The sequence below is a fragment of the Synergistaceae bacterium DZ-S4 genome, assembly GCA_025943965.1.
GTDB classification, from domain to species: Bacteria; Synergistota; Synergistia; order Synergistales; family Synergistaceae; genus Caenicola; species Caenicola nitritireducens.
Genome location: JAPCWD010000012.1, coordinates 44,278 through 60,063 on the forward strand (window position 1 = coordinate 44,278; position 15,786 = coordinate 60,063).

General features: G+C 48.7%; 14 protein-coding genes and 2 rRNA genes. 6 read left to right on the plus strand and 10 right to left on the minus strand.

Annotation, left to right across the window (positions count from 1 at the left end; translation table 11 throughout):
* Nucleotides 1-8: 8 nt before the first annotated feature.
* Complete coding sequence (locus tag OLM33_08285) at nt 9-374, plus strand: hypothetical protein (protein ID MCW1713655.1); 366 nt, start codon at nt 9-11, stop codon at nt 372-374.
* Between the two features lie 78 nt (nt 375-452).
* The gene (locus OLM33_08290) at nt 453-1,205 is read left to right on the plus strand and encodes a TSUP family transporter (protein ID MCW1713656.1); all 753 of its coding nucleotides are present in this window, start codon (nt 453-455) and stop codon (nt 1,203-1,205) included.
* A gap of 2 nt (nt 1,206-1,207) precedes the next feature.
* On the opposite strand, the gene OLM33_08295 is transcribed toward OLM33_08290, so the two are convergent.
* The 8 genes from OLM33_08295 to OLM33_08330 form a co-directional block, all read right to left on the minus strand.
* Complete coding sequence (locus OLM33_08295) at nt 1,208-2,536, minus strand: glycosyltransferase family 2 protein (GenBank protein MCW1713657.1); 1,329 nt, start codon at nt 2,534-2,536, stop codon at nt 1,208-1,210.
* Nucleotides 2,537-2,556: 20 nt separating this feature from the next.
* A complete protein-coding gene (locus OLM33_08300; GenBank protein ID MCW1713658.1) occupies nt 2,557-4,038 on the minus strand; it encodes a hypothetical protein in 1,482 nt (493 codons plus the stop codon).
* A 12-nt stretch (nt 4,039-4,050) separates the two neighbouring features.
* Nucleotides 4,051-5,097: an HlyD family secretion protein gene (locus OLM33_08305; GenBank protein ID MCW1713659.1), complete on the minus strand. Its 1,047-nt coding sequence runs from the start codon at nt 5,095-5,097 to the stop codon at nt 4,051-4,053.
* The gene (locus OLM33_08310) at nt 5,094-7,310 is read right to left on the minus strand and encodes a hypothetical protein (GenBank protein MCW1713660.1); all 2,217 of its coding nucleotides are present in this window, start codon (nt 7,308-7,310) and stop codon (nt 5,094-5,096) included. The genes OLM33_08305 and OLM33_08310 overlap by 4 nt, the downstream gene beginning before the upstream one ends.
* A gap of 380 nt (nt 7,311-7,690) precedes the next feature.
* Complete coding sequence (locus OLM33_08315) at nt 7,691-9,190, minus strand: tripartite tricarboxylate transporter permease (protein MCW1713661.1); 1,500 nt, start codon at nt 9,188-9,190, stop codon at nt 7,691-7,693.
* 18 nt (nt 9,191-9,208) lie between these two features.
* The gene (locus tag OLM33_08320) at nt 9,209-9,652 is read right to left on the minus strand and encodes a tripartite tricarboxylate transporter TctB family protein (protein MCW1713662.1); all 444 of its coding nucleotides are present in this window, start codon (nt 9,650-9,652) and stop codon (nt 9,209-9,211) included.
* Between the two features lie 77 nt (nt 9,653-9,729).
* Nucleotides 9,730-10,698 (minus strand): tripartite tricarboxylate transporter substrate binding protein, encoded by a 969-nt coding sequence (locus OLM33_08325; protein MCW1713663.1) that lies wholly within the window; start codon nt 10,696-10,698, stop codon nt 9,730-9,732.
* A gap of 72 nt (nt 10,699-10,770) precedes the next feature.
* Nucleotides 10,771-11,739, minus strand: coding sequence for an aminopeptidase (locus OLM33_08330; GenBank protein ID MCW1713664.1), 969 nt, complete (start codon nt 11,737-11,739; stop codon nt 10,771-10,773).
* A 246-nt stretch (nt 11,740-11,985) separates the two neighbouring features.
* On the opposite strand from OLM33_08330, the gene OLM33_08335 reads away from it, so the two are divergent.
* The 4 genes from OLM33_08335 (at nt 11,986) to OLM33_08350 (ending at nt 14,669) form a co-directional block, all read left to right on the plus strand.
* A complete protein-coding gene (locus tag OLM33_08335; GenBank protein MCW1713665.1) occupies nt 11,986-12,735 on the plus strand; it encodes a FadR family transcriptional regulator in 750 nt (249 codons plus the stop codon).
* Between the two features lie 49 nt (nt 12,736-12,784).
* Nucleotides 12,785-13,237, plus strand: coding sequence for a DUF188 domain-containing protein (locus tag OLM33_08340; protein ID MCW1713666.1), 453 nt, complete (start codon nt 12,785-12,787; stop codon nt 13,235-13,237).
* Between the two features lie 68 nt (nt 13,238-13,305).
* Entirely contained in the window at nt 13,306-13,893 is a 588-nt protein-coding gene (locus tag OLM33_08345; GenBank protein ID MCW1713667.1) for an ABC transporter ATP-binding protein, read from the plus strand.
* Nucleotides 13,893-14,669 (plus strand): ABC transporter permease, encoded by a 777-nt coding sequence (locus OLM33_08350; GenBank protein ID MCW1713668.1) that lies wholly within the window; start codon nt 13,893-13,895, stop codon nt 14,667-14,669. The genes OLM33_08345 and OLM33_08350 overlap by 1 nt, the downstream gene beginning before the upstream one ends.
* An 861-nt stretch (nt 14,670-15,530) precedes the next feature.
* Here OLM33_08350 and rrf read toward each other — a convergent pair.
* Nucleotides 15,531-15,646: ribosomal RNA gene (rrf, locus tag OLM33_08355) — 5S ribosomal RNA — on the minus strand.
* A gap of 41 nt (nt 15,647-15,687) precedes the next feature.
* Nucleotides 15,688-15,786: ribosomal RNA gene (locus OLM33_08360) — 23S ribosomal RNA — on the minus strand; the annotation flags it as partial.

A 15,786-nucleotide genomic window follows, 5' to 3' on the forward strand; every position in this document is an offset into this window, starting at 1 on the left:
TGGTTTTTATGAATATAGATTCCAAAACACTGGAACAGCAGGACATGAAGATGCTGGTACATTCGCTTGAGCTCGTTTCAGCCCGGATATTCGAATCAGTAATAACACTTAATCAGCTCGCATCTTCGAATACTCCCGAGATGAACACCCTTTTTGAACAGTGGGTCTCATGCCTCGGGGAAGAGGTCGCCGCCGCTGCGGAAGAAAAGGGGAAACTCGATCCCGAAAAAATCTCAAAGCGCATTGGGGTAAGCGCTTCCACGATCATCTCCCTGGCCCTGGCCCTCCACAGACAGGGAAAGCTTAAGATCAGGTCACTGGAAGTGGAGCCGGGGGACAACGTTAACACCGAGATCTGCGGCTGCCTTAAATAGAAAAGGCCGCAATTTCCTCAGCCCAGGGACTGCTAGCCCTTAACTGACTTGGCGACTGAATTTGCTCTGACTTTTCCCATGCTGGCTTTTGTCTGCCTTCTTGTAGGGCTGGCCGGCTTTGTCGACGCATCTGCGGGTGGCGGGGGGATCATAGCTCTCCCTGCCTACGTCTTCACCGGGATGCCCGCTCACTTCGCGTTCGGCTGCAATAAATTCTCAAGCGCCTGCGGGACGACCCTCTCAGTATTCAAATTCTGGAAAGCGGGAGCAGTGAACATAAGATCCTCGCTGCTCGCAGCGTTCAGCTCCTTTATCGGCTCGGGCATAGCAGCATCGATAGTGCTGAAAATACCCGACAATGTCCTCAAGACGATGCTCCTTCTGATCCTTCCCGTTGCGGCAGTCGTCATCTTCCTCAAAAAAGACATGGGGGAGGACGACCTTTCCCACTCCTTGTCCCGAAGGGCGACTCTCTTATTATCGCTGCTGATCGGATTCCTGGTAGGCGGGTATGACGGGATGTTCGGGCCTGGAGCCGGCACATTTGCCATTTTTGCCTTTTCGTCGATAATGAAGTATGACCTTAAGACCGCTTCAGGCAATGCGAAGATCGTCAACCTTGCCTCAAACTATGCGTCCCTGCTGACGTTCGCTCTGGCCGGTACTCTCTATTACCAGATCGCAATACCTGCCGGGATATGCAATATCATTGGCAATTACATAGGCTCGGCTTACGCATTAAGAGAGGGCGGAAAGTTCATCCGCCCCATGATGATAGTCGTTCTGATCTTCCTGCTTGCCAAGATAACCTTCGACCTTTTCAGTATCTGATATCAGAATTTACTCTTTTTTGTGACCCACCACGGGGCCATTGAAGTATCCCTGTGTCCGCTTGCCGTCAGTTCCCATACCGTCGCGACGAGGCTGTTCATTCTTGCCGCAAATGCGAATAACGGCATCAAAGGCAGGAAGCATAACCTCGACAGGTCCTCTTTTGGCCTTTCGGAGAGGCATGCAACGAAGATTAGGTACATTACAAGAAGCAGCAGCAGGTAGAAGAGGTAAACGAACAGCAGCAGTCCCGCCGAATACTCGATTGGGTAAACGATGAAGAGCCAGACTGTGTACGCGAATATCACAAATGGCATGACTATCTGTGAAAAGAGCCCGGTGAATATTATCATCAGGAAATTGGGCCAGCCAAGAAGTTTTGGTTTGAATGACAACCTGTGCTTTCTGAAATATAGGTAGGAGAGATCTCCGTCCCACCTTATCCTTTGTTTGAGAAAACCCTTGAAGGTGGAGGGCGCGTCCGTGTGTCCTATGGCTTCGGGATCAAACACTATACGAAACTTCTTTTTGTACCTTCCGAAATAATTCTTGATCCTGAGCGTTATATCCAGATCTTCCGCAGTTCCGGCGTCCCATCCCTCCACAAGGTCCAGGACGTTTTTCCTGAAGACTCCGAATGCCCCGGATATGTTGTTTACCATATTGAATGCGCTCAACCCGGTCTTGGATGCCTGGATCGAGACAAAATATTCTATAGCCTGAAGAGATGCTGTCAGCGATTCATCGGCATTCCTTACTCTTAGGCAGCCTGAGACAGCGCTTATGGCCGGATCTTCAAAATGCCTGGTGACCCTCTCGACCATGTTGTTGTCGAAAGAGGTGTCGCCGTCAAGTGCCATCACGATCTCCCCGCTCGCGAAATTCAGCCCGGTGTTAAGGCTGGAGACACGGCCTCCTCTCTGCCATTTCGGTACCACGACAAGCTTCCTGTTCCGGAAGCCTGATACATATTCAGACATCTCCATCGCTGAATCGTAGGTAAGCTTATTTTTTGAAGCGCCGTCGATCATTGCAAGCATCTCGATCTTGCCGGGATATATCTGTTCGGTTAGGGACATTATCGTTTTCTGCACATCCCGCCCTTCGCTGTAACATGTGATTATGCAGGAGACCGGAGGAAAGAAAGGATCCCGCTCGCCCTCATATCTTCTTTCGAGGGTGTATTTTATGACTCCGACCACTACAAGGAGCGACAGCGGGAGCTCGAAGAAGAGGACAAATGGCATGAACTTGAGCAGCAGACTGCCTGCACCTTCTGCAAAGAGGAGCGGCAGGTATTCCGCAGTCACCAGTCCACCGAACGCGTCCATGCCCGTCTTCTCTTTATGGGTTACAGCTCTTCGGCAAACATGGCAAGATATTTTTCTGCTGCGGCCTGATCGTCCTCAGCCGGTATCTGGAAAGATCTTGCCCGTATCTCTATCTTTTTTTCAGCCTTTATCTCAAGCATGTCATTGAGCTGCTCTATGCGTTCGGCCAGTATCCTCGAATTGTCAAAGATGGTCCTTGGCAGCAGGATCCAGAAGGTATCGGGAGCCGAGGATGTCGTTATATCCGTGTTCCTTACCATGGACCTTATCCTGAAAATGAGCTCGTCCATGATCTTCTTGTAAAGGTCCTCACCCAATGAGGTCTCGACCTCATAGAGGTTGGAGAACTTCAGGCCGATAATGGTAAATACCTCGTCAGAGTAGCGCTTTCTGTACTCCCTCATCCATTCGAGGATATTGCAGAAATATCCGAATTTCAGGTTATTTTGGCCGTCAAAGAGCTGGACCTCCATCTGCATGTTCCCTGTCCGGACAGCGGCTGATCCCTTTCCCGACAGTTTATAGCTGTAGACATTTACGGCCGTCAGATCGGATGGATCTGTCCTGGCCCTGCAAAAAAGACAGTCTGCCTTGACATCGGGGGCGATGAATTTTGCTCCGCAGTTATTGCACTCGTGGGACTCAAGCGGGTGGTCATAGTCGCTTCCAAGATGCCTCAGGACAGTGTTGCATTTGGGGCATACGAAAGACATGTTTTTTCTGAAGTCGCTGTCAGGTGCGACATGCCCGCAGGTGAAGCAGTGCATCATCAGCTTTTTCTCAAAATCTATGCTGCCGCAGTTTGGGCATATGTCAACGTAGTTGAGATGCCCCGTCTTGCATTTCGGACACTTCCTAACCCTGTCGACCAAAGCATACCGTTCGATGTACCCATTGTCCTCAAGGAATGCAACGGCCCTCAGTGCCATTATCATCTCGGTATCGAACCTGAAGGATCTCAGCCTCTCCAGGCCGCTCAGGTCCTCGGGCCTGAGTATCTTAGCCCCCTTCGATGAACTGTCGAGAAGCAGCGCCATCTGGGGATATGAATATATCCACTGCGAGAAGGGCGCACATACGGGCAGGAGCAAATGATCCTCACCCCTTACATACATGTAAGTGAGCATTCTCAGGTTATGGTTGTCCTGGAGTGCATCCGGGCTTACCCTGGCACCCCTTTCAAGGATGGAGAGCGCTTCGGGCAGCCTCTCCTCTATGTTGGCCGTGATCCCGTCGACCATTATGTCGAGCTGTTTCATCGTCCTTGAGATGTAGATGGGCGCGAAGCAGAACTCTGCGGATTCCCTCAGTTCCACCAACTCCCAGAATACTTTCAGCATATCGGAGGTCTTATTGCCTTTGAGTCCGTCGATCAGTACTATTCCGGGTTTGGGGCTCTTTTCGAGCAGTTCCCCGGCTGATGGGAAGTCGGTGATTTTTTCATCGGAAGAGTGCGCAGGTTCCTGGCCTAGAAGGATCCGGTATATTTTATATTCTGTCATTGCTCCACCCTCCTAAAAAAAGGACCTCAGTCCCCACTCAACTTTTACGGGAAGTCCGTCAACGATGCGGTCCTCCGGAAGGGGGTCCTTCAGCCTCAGATATACTGTTACACTTTTTGAGGAAAGTATCATCCTGCTGCCAAGGCCGCCCGGCGTACTCTGTGAAAGGGTCGGCATCTCCTGTAAGGTTGCCCTTATCTTTTTTGACCTTCCGGGGAGTACTACATTTGCCTCCGTATCAAGCTTGATCTTTGCAAAATTTTCAGGTGCCACATATGCTGTTACCTTTGCCGTCGCCGGGTCAGCTATCCACATAAGTTCCTGCCCCGCCCTGACCGATTGGCCTGAAACGACCTCTACCGACTGCACCCTGCCGGCATTTTTGAGGGTAACGGCATAGGATGACCCGTTAAGTCCTTCAAGATAGCTTATGCTTCTTTCCAGATAATCTATCCTTGACCTTATATCATTGGCAGCCGAAGGTTCTGCTCTTGCCGACAGCAGTGATCCACGCTGGGCGACCGCTGACCTGAGGTTTTGTTCCGCAAGGTTAACCTCGGCTCTTGTAGCTGCTCCCTGATCCATAAGCCGCTTCATCGTCTCCAGTTCCTTTTTAAAAAATACGACATTTTGGTCCGCTGCTTTTGTAGAAATGGCCGGCAGTGGTTTTGCCTGTTTCAGTGATATTTCCAGCGCATCCCTTTCTGCTTTCATAAGTGCGATCTGATTCAGAAGCTCAGGGGCAGGTTCCCTTTGCAGCCTCATCGCAACGGATCCTGCCTGTACATCCGACCTTTTTTTAACACCGATCTCAGTGATCACTCCGTTTTCTGCAGCAGTAATGGGATAGGTGTCCAGTGAGATGACCCCCGGGGACGAGATGAAGAACCATCCAAAGATCAAATTCCACAAAAGGATAAGGAGCGGTGTAAATACAAGTGCGAGTATCGACCACCAGAGCAGTTTCGACACGCTCCTTTTGCCGGGAGAATATGGTATCCTTACGCCGGCCCTGACTTCCGGGTCATTTTTCTGACTCTGTGAAAAAGATACCCTCATTTAAGCATCCCTCCGAAATCTTCCCATGACTGTATGATGACGCCCTTATAATTATTATTATTGGATAGTTTCCTGCATATTCTGTCCATATTTTGCCCGAAATTTTCTATCCCTGATAAAAAGTAGCTCTCTTCTTTAGGAAGGACTCTTTCTACGCTCTGGGCAAGAAAAAATTTCAGCCCGGGATGGCTGAGCATTATGTTTTTCATGCGGTCCGCAGCTGCATCAGGATTTGTCGTATATATCATCACAGACATATACTCCAGCCCCAAATCATTGAAGCCCCGTGATCCTGCTCCTTTATTCCCTTCAAGGTAGCGGGGGTGGATCGAAAGTGACAGAGGTTTGCCGGAAACCCTCATTGCTTCGCTGACCGTATCTATCAGTTGCTCCAGAAGTACCCCTCTTTTTTCTTCTGCCCCCGGAAGCGAATCCGGCTCAATATCAAGGTGGACACCTTTAAAATTATAATTTTTCATTTTCAGGAGTATTTCGAGAAGATCTTTCCTGTTGTCGGGATAAAGCCATTCCGGATCTCCAAGAAGCAGATCCGTTCTTATCCCCATCCTCTCTGCCGCCGAGAGGAGATCTTCAAGCTCCATCCTGTGATAGTAGATGTCCATTTTTTTCAGCTGCTCTGGCGTGAATGATATCAATAAATGACCAAAGCCCGTGCTCTTAAGTCTTTTAAGGGAAGACATCCTGGTCTCGGGAGAGAGAAATGGAGACGCGTCCCAAACGTAGACACTAAGGGGCCCACAGCTGCCCGACACTGAAGGTGCCCCCTCCGGCGCTTCAGTGCGGCTTGTCAAAACATCTGGAGCTGCAGACGGAACAGATGCTGCCCTTCCGCCGGATCCCTCTTTGCTGTTTTTTCCCATATGGTCTGCAGGTGTTTCGATGCGTGAAGGTCCTCCCGGAACATTCTTTTTTGATAAAAGCCAGTCCGGATCCAGCAGTCTGCTCCTCACAGGGCTGTCAGAAATTGGCCTGATACGCGGGGAAATTCCCGGAGGCTCCCCTCCCGGATAAGCATATCCGAGGAGATCTGCCCCGGCCTGCATGAAGATCATCTCCGAATCAAGCAGATCCATCACTCCGCGGTAGTACTGATATCTGCTTTTTTGCAGCTGTTCAAAGGTGTCGCCTGATATTGAGGCATGTCTGAGTATCCGCTCCCTGACGGCTTCGGCAAGTGCTGCAAGCCTTGACCCCTGTGCCTTGATGTTTGCATCGGTATAGGCGGCCAGGGATGCAGACTCTTCAGCCTCTCCCTGCATTTTTATCCTTGTAAAAAGTTCATCGCGCCTTGCCCTCTCCAGCTCTTTTGCCGCCGCCATGTTTGCCTTGTCCTCTTTGGAAAAGGCTGTCCCCAACGGTTCGCTTATGGCAATGGAGGCATATGCTCCGCTTCCGATCTCCCCGGGAAAGTCTTTGGCCGCTGTTGCTCCTATCGTTAAAGAACCCTCTCTGTCAATGGCCCTTTTTTCGGACAAAAGGGCTTCATATTTTTTAAGCGCCTCTTTTCTCCACACTATCTCAGGATGATTTTCAATATCAGCCTTAAGGCTGTCAAAAGGGGGCAGGGTGGGGATCTCCATTTTTTCCGGCATCTCCCATATCTGTCCTGTTGCAAGCCTTATTATCTGGAGCGCCTGGGTCTTCCTGAGCACCGAGGCTGCGACATCCCTGCGTGCAATGTCATAGGCAGTCATAAACTCGAGTCTGTCAGCAGGAAGCAGAAGCCCTGTTTTTTCCCTTTTGGACAGTATTTTGTATGTTTCCTCTTCTGTGGAAAGGAATCTATTGGCCATTGCGATCTTTTCACACTCAGACCATAGGGTGACGTATGCCTTTCTGAGAGCTGTCAGGTTGTACATCCGCAGTAGAAGTGGCCTGAAATTTGATTCTATCGATTTTATCTCTGATTCAAGTGCGCTGATCTTCTGTCTGTTCCATGTCCCGAACAGAGGGAACACTAGACCGGCACCAACTCCAAGCTTGCTGTAAGAGGCCGATTCCTCACTTGTCTCAAAGAGGGGCTCGTCGCTGTACCCGAAAGTAGTGCTGACAAAATATTTTGCGCCCATACGCTGGCGCTCAAGCTCCTTGAGCTGAGAATCACGCTCCATGGCAGATATTGCCGCAAGGACCTCCGGCCCGTTGCCTGCCATAGATTCAGCTTCATGGAGCGAAGGAAGCGCTGCTGCCAATGCACAGCCGCCGCCCGCAAACATGATCAGGTGCAAGGAGAGGCCAATGATAAAAAGAAATATTAAATAATAATGTGAGAGCTTAGAGATCACATGTTGTCCCGGCATAGACACACTCCTCTCAGTGCAGAAAACTAAAATTGCAGTCTGTTGTGTATATAACAGGCCGCAAAACTAAAACTTTAATATGCTGCTTATTATAATTCATCATCGCTACTGCATATACATCTCTGAGAACGAATTTGATCTTCATACAGACGGGGGTAATTCTTTAAGACAATGATACTTCATCTGCCAAAGTTCTGAGTATTTATATTCAGACAAAAAGCCGGGCCCCTTGATACAGGGCCCGGCTTTTTGATCATTTAAGCAGAAAAATGTTATTTTTTCTTCAGAAACTGTTTTCTGACACCCTGCCATAAGGAAAGAAGGGTCAGTGCAATTATTACAAGGGAGAGCGGACTTCTGGCCATGCTCTTCAGAAGCATCGGCACGCTTCCGTGCACCAGTGAAAACGCCCTTGCAAGCTCGCCCTCCGCCATGCTGCCCAAAACCAAACCCAATACTAACGGCTCCCTTGGAACATCGAATTCTTTCATGAGAAATCCGATAAGTCCTATCCCGAGCATGAGCATGATCTCTACCACAGACATGTTGATGGCGTAAGAGCCCATCACAGCAAGCCCGATCACAAGAGGACCAAGGATCGAAGCCGGGGTCTCTATTAATTTGATTCCGTAACGAGCAATAAAGAGTCCCACCGGTATGAAAGCCAGATTGGAAACGAAGAGACTCATTATGAAACTATATACTATCCCAGAGTTCTCTATAAAAAGAGTGGGGCCCGGCTTCAGTCCATGTATCATAAGACCGCCGATCAGAACTGCAGATACCGCGTTGCCGGGGACACCCAAAGTTAAAGCCGGAATGAGAGATCCGCCGACCACAGCGTTGTTCGACGTTTCGGAGGCTATTACCCCTTCCGGACTTCCGGTACCGAATAGTTCAGGGGTTTTTGAGCTTCTTTTCGCGTCGTCATAAGCCACAAAACTGGCTATACTGCTGCCGGCACCGGGCACTATCCCTACGATTATGCCGATCACAGTAGCCCTAAAAATAAGCATTTTGTATTTAAAAAGCTCCATCATCTGTGAAATTACTCCGCTTCCCACAGCATTGACCTGTTTTTCAGAATTATCGGACCCACTTAATGAAGAGATCACTTCCGGTATTGAGTAAAGACCGATCAGAGCGATCACAATGGGAAGTCCGCTGTAAAGCTCAGCTATCCCTGCTGTAAACCTTACATCACCGGTAAGCGGGTGCATTCCGATGATACTTAAGAATAGTCCAAGCGCTCCGGCCCATAGTCCCTTCAGCATATTTCTGTCCGACAAAGAAGCAATAACGCTTACACCAAAAAGGGCAAGGAGAAAGTATTCCTGCGCTCCGAATTTCAATGCAAATTCTGCCAGAGGAGGCGCCATGAAGAGGAGTGCAAAGATGCTGATAAAACCTCCAAATGCGGATGCGGAAGTTGCCAGTGCTATTGCTCTTCCCGATTCGCCCTTTTGAGTCATTGGGTAACCATCAAGAAGAGTGCAGCAGTTGGCCGGAGTCCCCGGAATGTTGATCAGTATTGCGCTGATAGCACCTGAGTAGGTCGAAGAGCAGTAGATCGCTCCCAGCAGTGCAAGGCCCATCTCCGGGCTCATTCCAAAGGTAACGGGAACAAGCAGTGCGACACCCATGGTGCTTGTAAGGCCCGGAAGTGCTCCGATAACGACACCGAAGACTGTACCGGCAAAGATCATGAGCAATATCATTGGATCAGCTAATGAAAAAATTCCCTGTGCTATGCCTGACATTAAATTCTCCATTTTTCAGTACCTCCGGAGTTAGAACAATAGTCCCTGGGGAAGCCTAATTCCCAGGAAACTCACAAATAATGCATATACCACGATCAAAAATCCGGCTGTTGCTATCGCTTTCGGCAGAAGTTTTTCTCTGCCAAAGACAGACATGGATCCGATAAAGAATATAACGCTGCTCACAAAATATCCGATATACATTATTCCGACTACGTACGCGATCGTCACAGAAAAAACGATCGCCGGGATCTTAAGTCTGCCCCAAATATTGCCTGTATAGGTTTCCTTCGTTCCGACCGGCAAACGCAATGTCTTTATAAGTATCAATAATGAAAACACGACCATAAGACCGCACAAAAATCTTGGAAAATCTGAAGATTCACGCGGGTAGGTAAAGCTGGTCATAAGGAGAAGCAACGAGATAATCGATATCGATACCGCAAAAAACAACTCTTTTGTTTTACTTTTCATTTATATTTTGGCCCCCTGAACCTAGATCCTCCGCTTTAAAAAGCGGAGGATCACAGAATTTGTGAAGAGCAGTTATTCTAAAATAGGGATTTATACTCTTCAACTACTTTTGCAGATTCTTCAACCAGCTTGTTTGATTCCTTGTTGCCCATGAATTCGATCGTCAGCCCGAGAGCTTTTGCCTGTGCCAGGAACTCAGGATTTTTCGCGACTTTTTCAAAAGCCTTCTCAAGCGTCGCAACATCCTTTGGGTTCATCTTTTTGGGGGCGGCAACACCGCGAAGAGCAGTGCCGGCTGAGGGGATGTTCATGCCAAAGACTTCCTTGGAAGTCTTGATACTGAGTCCGGGGAGCTTTTTGTCATAGAAGACAACAAGAGGTACCAACCTTCCGCCCTCAATGTGCGGGATCGCTGAGCTTAATGTCGTCACGGCAAGGTCGACCTGTTTCCCCAGAAGGGCTGTGAGTGCAGGACCTGATCCGCTATAGGAAACAAAGTTCGTCTCCATCTTGAGAAGCTTGGATGCGATCAGATGCTGGAGTTGAATATTGCTCTGCGGACCGTCTCCTGCAACATTGAGCTTCTTGGGGTTCTTGCGGGCATATTCCATTACATCCCTGGCTGTTTTGAGTTCGCTGTCCTTGTTGACCACCCAGATTATAGGGTCGATCTGGAAATTACATATATACTGAAAATCATCCAGTTCAAAAGGAACATTTTTACGAAGGCTCTTTACCAGTATCATTGAGGGAAGGCTGGTCGCCCCGATCGTGTACCCGTCAGGCCTTGCCTTCGCAAGTGCTGTCCAGCCTATCTGCCCGCCGGCTCCGGGCTTGTTTTCGACTACCAGTGCCTGTTTGTTAAGCTCGGGTGATATGTATTTTGCAACGAGACGGATAAGGATATCATTGCCGCCCCCCGGTCCGAAAGGAACTATTGCAACAACGGCTTTTGAAGGATATGGTGCGGCCATGGCAGGAAGGGTCATTCCAAAAAGTGTAAATACGACCAATACGGCAAAAATCATTTTAAAGCTCTTTTTCATCTTAACTTCCTCCTTAAATTTATTGTTGCAGATCATTTCTGAATTGATTTATTCGACAGCCTCTGCCTATGCTTAGACGAGGACTTTATCACCATCGATGATCACTTGTCCGTCGACCTCTATCCTGGGATTCCACATCAAAAGGTCATAATGGGTCGGAGCCTTTACAGTCCCGCCTAGTGTGATGCTTGTTCCGATACCGATGTGGGCTGTGCCTATGACTCCTTCGTCCTCAAGCATTATCCCGCACATTCTGCATTTGGGGTTCAGCCCCACGCCCAGTTCCGCAATGTTGTAGCAGTTGTGGTCGTTGTGGCTTGCGAGATCCTTCTTCAGCACTTCAGCCTGTTTGCCTCCTGTAATGCTTGTGATGAAACCGTCCCTGACATCTACTATGACGGGTTCATCAAGAACACCTATGCCAAGATAGGGAATACTGGCGTCCGCGACTATCCTGCCGTTTGCCGATCCCTCTATCGGTGATGAATTGGCCTCTACGGTGGGTATCGTTGAGAATTCGCCGGGTTCGACCACACAGTAGAGGGCATTGCCGCGCCTGCCTGTGATGTCGATCCAGAGGTCAGTTCCGCCTGGAGATGTCACATGGACTTTGTTTCCCTTCGCAAATGCGTCAGCGACAGCTTTGCATACGGGCTTGATCGACTGGAAGTCTGCCTCGATGCCTCCGTGGATAAGCATGTCCTCAGTAAAATCCGTAAGGACCAGGATACGTGCCCCATTTGCCGCTGCGGCCTTGACTGCATAAGTGTGTGTTACAGAATAACTTACGGGGATAAGTATCACATCTGCATGCAGCATGCTCTCTGCGATCATCTTGGGAGGTTCCTGCCCGGCCTTTTTGCGCGGCTTCATTACGCTCACTACAACTTCAGCCCCGCGCTCCACGGCTGCAGCCGCGAGTACTTTAGCAATATTCTCCTGCACCATATCCGTAATTATCAGGATATTTTCTCCTGCCCTGAGGGAGACGCAGTTATCCATGATGGTCCTTGCTCCCTGCATCATGAGGGCCTCTTTCATCTTCAAAGCACAACACTCCTTAATCATCTTTGATAAGTGGATATATTCTTTTGATCGATTTATATTATAATACTACAATCATACAAATTTTTGTCAAGACTGAATTTTCCTGATGTATTTTCCTGACCGGGCTTTTCAGCTGTAATTTAGGTACTGGAATAATTCATTGACTGCCTGTATATTTTCAATGTACAACGGCAATGGATGGCGATAATTTGTTTTTCTGTGAAAGAGGGATGTATGTTAATGGAGAAAAACTCAAATATTAATCAACGGTCGGGGACGATGCCATCCGAACTTAAGACGGAGAGGCTTTCCTCGCAGATATCTAAAATGATCCTGTCTGAGATCCAGTCAGGCCAGCTGCTTCCGGGAGACCGCCTCCCTGCTGAAACTGTATTGGCCCAGAAATACGGGGTCAGCAGAACTATACTCAGAGAAGCGATCGCAAGCCTGAAAAACGACGACATACTTGAATCAAAGCAGGGCAGGGGAATAATTGTTAAAAACCCCAGCCAGAGACAAGCTTTTCGTTTTTCAGACGTTTTTGAGACCATCTCAGTTGATGAGATAAACTATTTTTACGAGATGCGCGCCCTCCTGGAATCAGAAGCCGCGGGCCTTGCTGCCGTGAGGCATACAAAAGAAGACATGGCTTCCATCAAAGGTTCTCTTTTGGAAATGGAGGAGGCTGTAAGGACTTCATCCTCAGGAGAGGATGCTCACTTTAAATACAATGAGGCGATCGCGAAAGCAAGCCACAACCCAGTATTGATAGAATTCCTGGCGTTTTTGCAGAACAAGCTCCATTCACTGGCCGCTGAGCTGAGGATAAAGACCATGATGTCCCCTGAGAGAGCTGAAATTGTCCTCTCGGAACACAGAAATGTTGTTGAGAGTATTTTTTCGGGTGATCCTCAAAAGGCAAAACAGGCTGTCATCACCCACCTGAAAAATGCTGCTCAAAGGGCCGGCATGGATATTTACATGCCATAAGGGTTTTGATAATGGCCCGGCTTACTATTTCCCAGCGGAGGAATATAGATTGAGAATAATAGTTGATGCGGATGCATGTCCAAAGTCGGTCCTGCAGCTTACGCTGGAGGCCGGAGCAAAGTATGGCATACCCGTGATAACTGTTGCCAGCTTCAACCACAACATAATATCTTCCCAACACATAACCGTAGAAAGCGGATCACAGGAAGCAGATCTCAAGATCATAAACATCACCGAATGCGGCGATATAATAATCACTCAGGACTGGGGACTTGCAGCCCTCGTCCTTTCAAAAAAGGCCTCAGCGCTCAGCCCTGCGGGTATAGAATACGAGGCAGGGAGAATGACCTTCATGCTGGAGGAGAGGGAGATCAAGGCCAAATTCCGCAGGAACGGCGGAAGGACCAAAGGACCAAAGAAAAGAGCCGCAGATGACGATCTCCGTTTTCTCAGAACTCTGGAGAAAATAGTTTCGAGAGAAATACAAAGCAAAGATCATTAACGCCCTTATTTATATTGAGGAGTGAGCGCGTGGATATAATTTCCCTCAGTCAAGTCGTTTTTCAGTCAATGATAAGATACCCCGACATTAAAATCCCGAAGGGGAAAACCACATTCATACACGGCCCGAGCGGCTGCGGCAAAAGTACTCTTCTTAAGCTTATCAACGGAACTATTTCCCCTGACAGCGGCAAGATACTCTACAACGGCAATGATATTGATGATATCGACACGATCAAGCTGAGAAGAGATATTCTCCTGGTGAGCCAGTCAGTCTTTCTATTCTCAGGCACGATCGAAGAAAACTTCAATAAATATTACCAATACAGGGACCTGGAAACACCTTCCAAAGAGCATATGGAAAAGTTTCTGCAGATATGCCGGGCAGAATTTCCTCTTGAGACAAGATGCGAGACTATGTCGGGCGGCGAACGCCAAAGGGTCTACATAGCAATATTCCTTTCCTTCATGCCGGAAGTCCTGATGCTTGACGAACCCACATCCGCACTGGACAACACATCTTCGGACATCATTATGAGCAACATTAAAAATTTTTCAGATGATAATGATATGACAACTATCGTAGTAAGCCATTATCTTCCGCTTGCTCAAAAATATGGTGACAATATCATAGCTCTCGAAAGGAGCAGGCCATAATGCGTGAGATCGCTTCTATAAGCATTATCCAGTTCAGCATCGTATATATCCTGCTCCTTGTGGTGCTTGCCGTAATGAAAAAGGCAAAGATAAACCAGACAAAGCTGCTTTTCGTCGCAAGCGTCAGGCTGACTCTTCAGCTCACCCTGGCCGGCTTTATTCTCACATATATTTTTGAAAACCCGCATCCGATATTCATACTTATGTACCTGACAAGCATGATACTCTTCGCTATACACAGGGTGCTTTCGAAAAACAAATGCGTGAACAGGGGATTCAAGATCGCTATCTCACTTTCCCTAACCTGTTCAGGTCTTGGCATAGTGATTTTTTTCGTGACCGCTGTTGTGGGGCAAAGCATATTTGATCCCCAATATGTCATTCCCCTCAGCGGCATGATAATCGGCAATGCCATGACCGGGGTTAATCTTGCCACAAAGACGTTCTGCGAATCGCTCAGTGAGAAGCGTCAGCAGATGGAAAGCCTGCTGAACCTCGGTGTCACACCGCAGAAGATCCTGCTCCCGATGGTAAACCAGGCGCTTGAGACCGCCCTCCTCCCCACCCTAAATTCGATGCTGGGGATGGGGATAGTCTCGCTTCCCGGCATGATGACCGGCCAGATACTCTCGGGCACGCTGCCTACGACGGCTATCCTTTATCAGATCTCGATCATGATAGCCATCTGTGCCGTAGTCTGCCTGTCAGTCTTCGGCTCCCTATATTTCGGATATAAGACTCTGTATAACAGCCGCAATCAGTTCCTTTATTTATAGCAGCGAAGAAATGCTGCGTGAGGCTGCAGATACAATTGTGAAACTGCAGGACTGCGTCCTGCGTGAAACAATTGTGAAGCAGTTGGGAAGCAATAGTTTTAAAACAAAAAGCCTGTGATAGACCAGATTCGAAGAGGCTGGATCCCCGATGGGGGCACTCGGGGACGACGTAGGAGAGGACTCCTTCCGCCCCAACGACCGTTTGACAACTGTTTGACAACGTTTGACGATCGTTTGACCGCTTATACAACTGCTTCGCCACCGCTTCGCGCGACATCTTCCTGTCGCACTTCGCGCCGGTGCTCTTCCGGCAGCTTAGCAAGAAAAAAGCCCCGTGCGTATGCACGGAGCTTTTTTCTTAATGTAATTCTGGCGGTGACCTACTCTGGGTGGGAAAACTAAGTTCGACGACGTAAATCATAGATTTCCTGTCTCACTTATCCCACGAATACCCTTCGTAGTACCATCGGCGATGGACTTGCGTGATGCTGCAGATTTATGGATGTGAGCGCATAACATGCAAGAACGGCTTTTGAAGGCGTATGTTCGAATACGCCGAAAAACGATATGCAAATGTTTTGCGCTTTCAGACGTGAAGATGCTCCCTCACGGGGCTTGACTGCCGGGTTTGGCATCGGACCGGGGGTGTCCCCTCCTCTTGCAATTGGGGTTTATAGCAGCGCTGACTTAGCAACACTTGCGGAGTCTTCCTTCGACGTATTGATATACGCCTTAGGATGGCTCCGCTGCGTGTTGCGTCGTCATCACTCGCTCTAAACCCCAATTGCAGCTTATGTTGTATGCCAGAAAATAAAAAAACAGAGCCGGAAGCGAATGCTTCTGACTCTGTCTCTTAATTAATTCTGGCAGCGACCTACTCTCCCACGAATACCCTTCGTAGTACCATCGGCGAAGGAGGGCTTAACTGCCGGGTTCGGCATGGGACCGGGTGTGTCCCCTCCTCTGTTACCACCAGAAACTTGTATTGTCCCCAAAATCAGGTCAATAAGGATTTTATGAGGTTAAGGCCTCGGTGTATTAGTATTGGTCAGCTCAACGGGCGTTACCCGCTTACACCCCCAACCTATCAAACCGGTAGTCTTCCGGACACCTTACT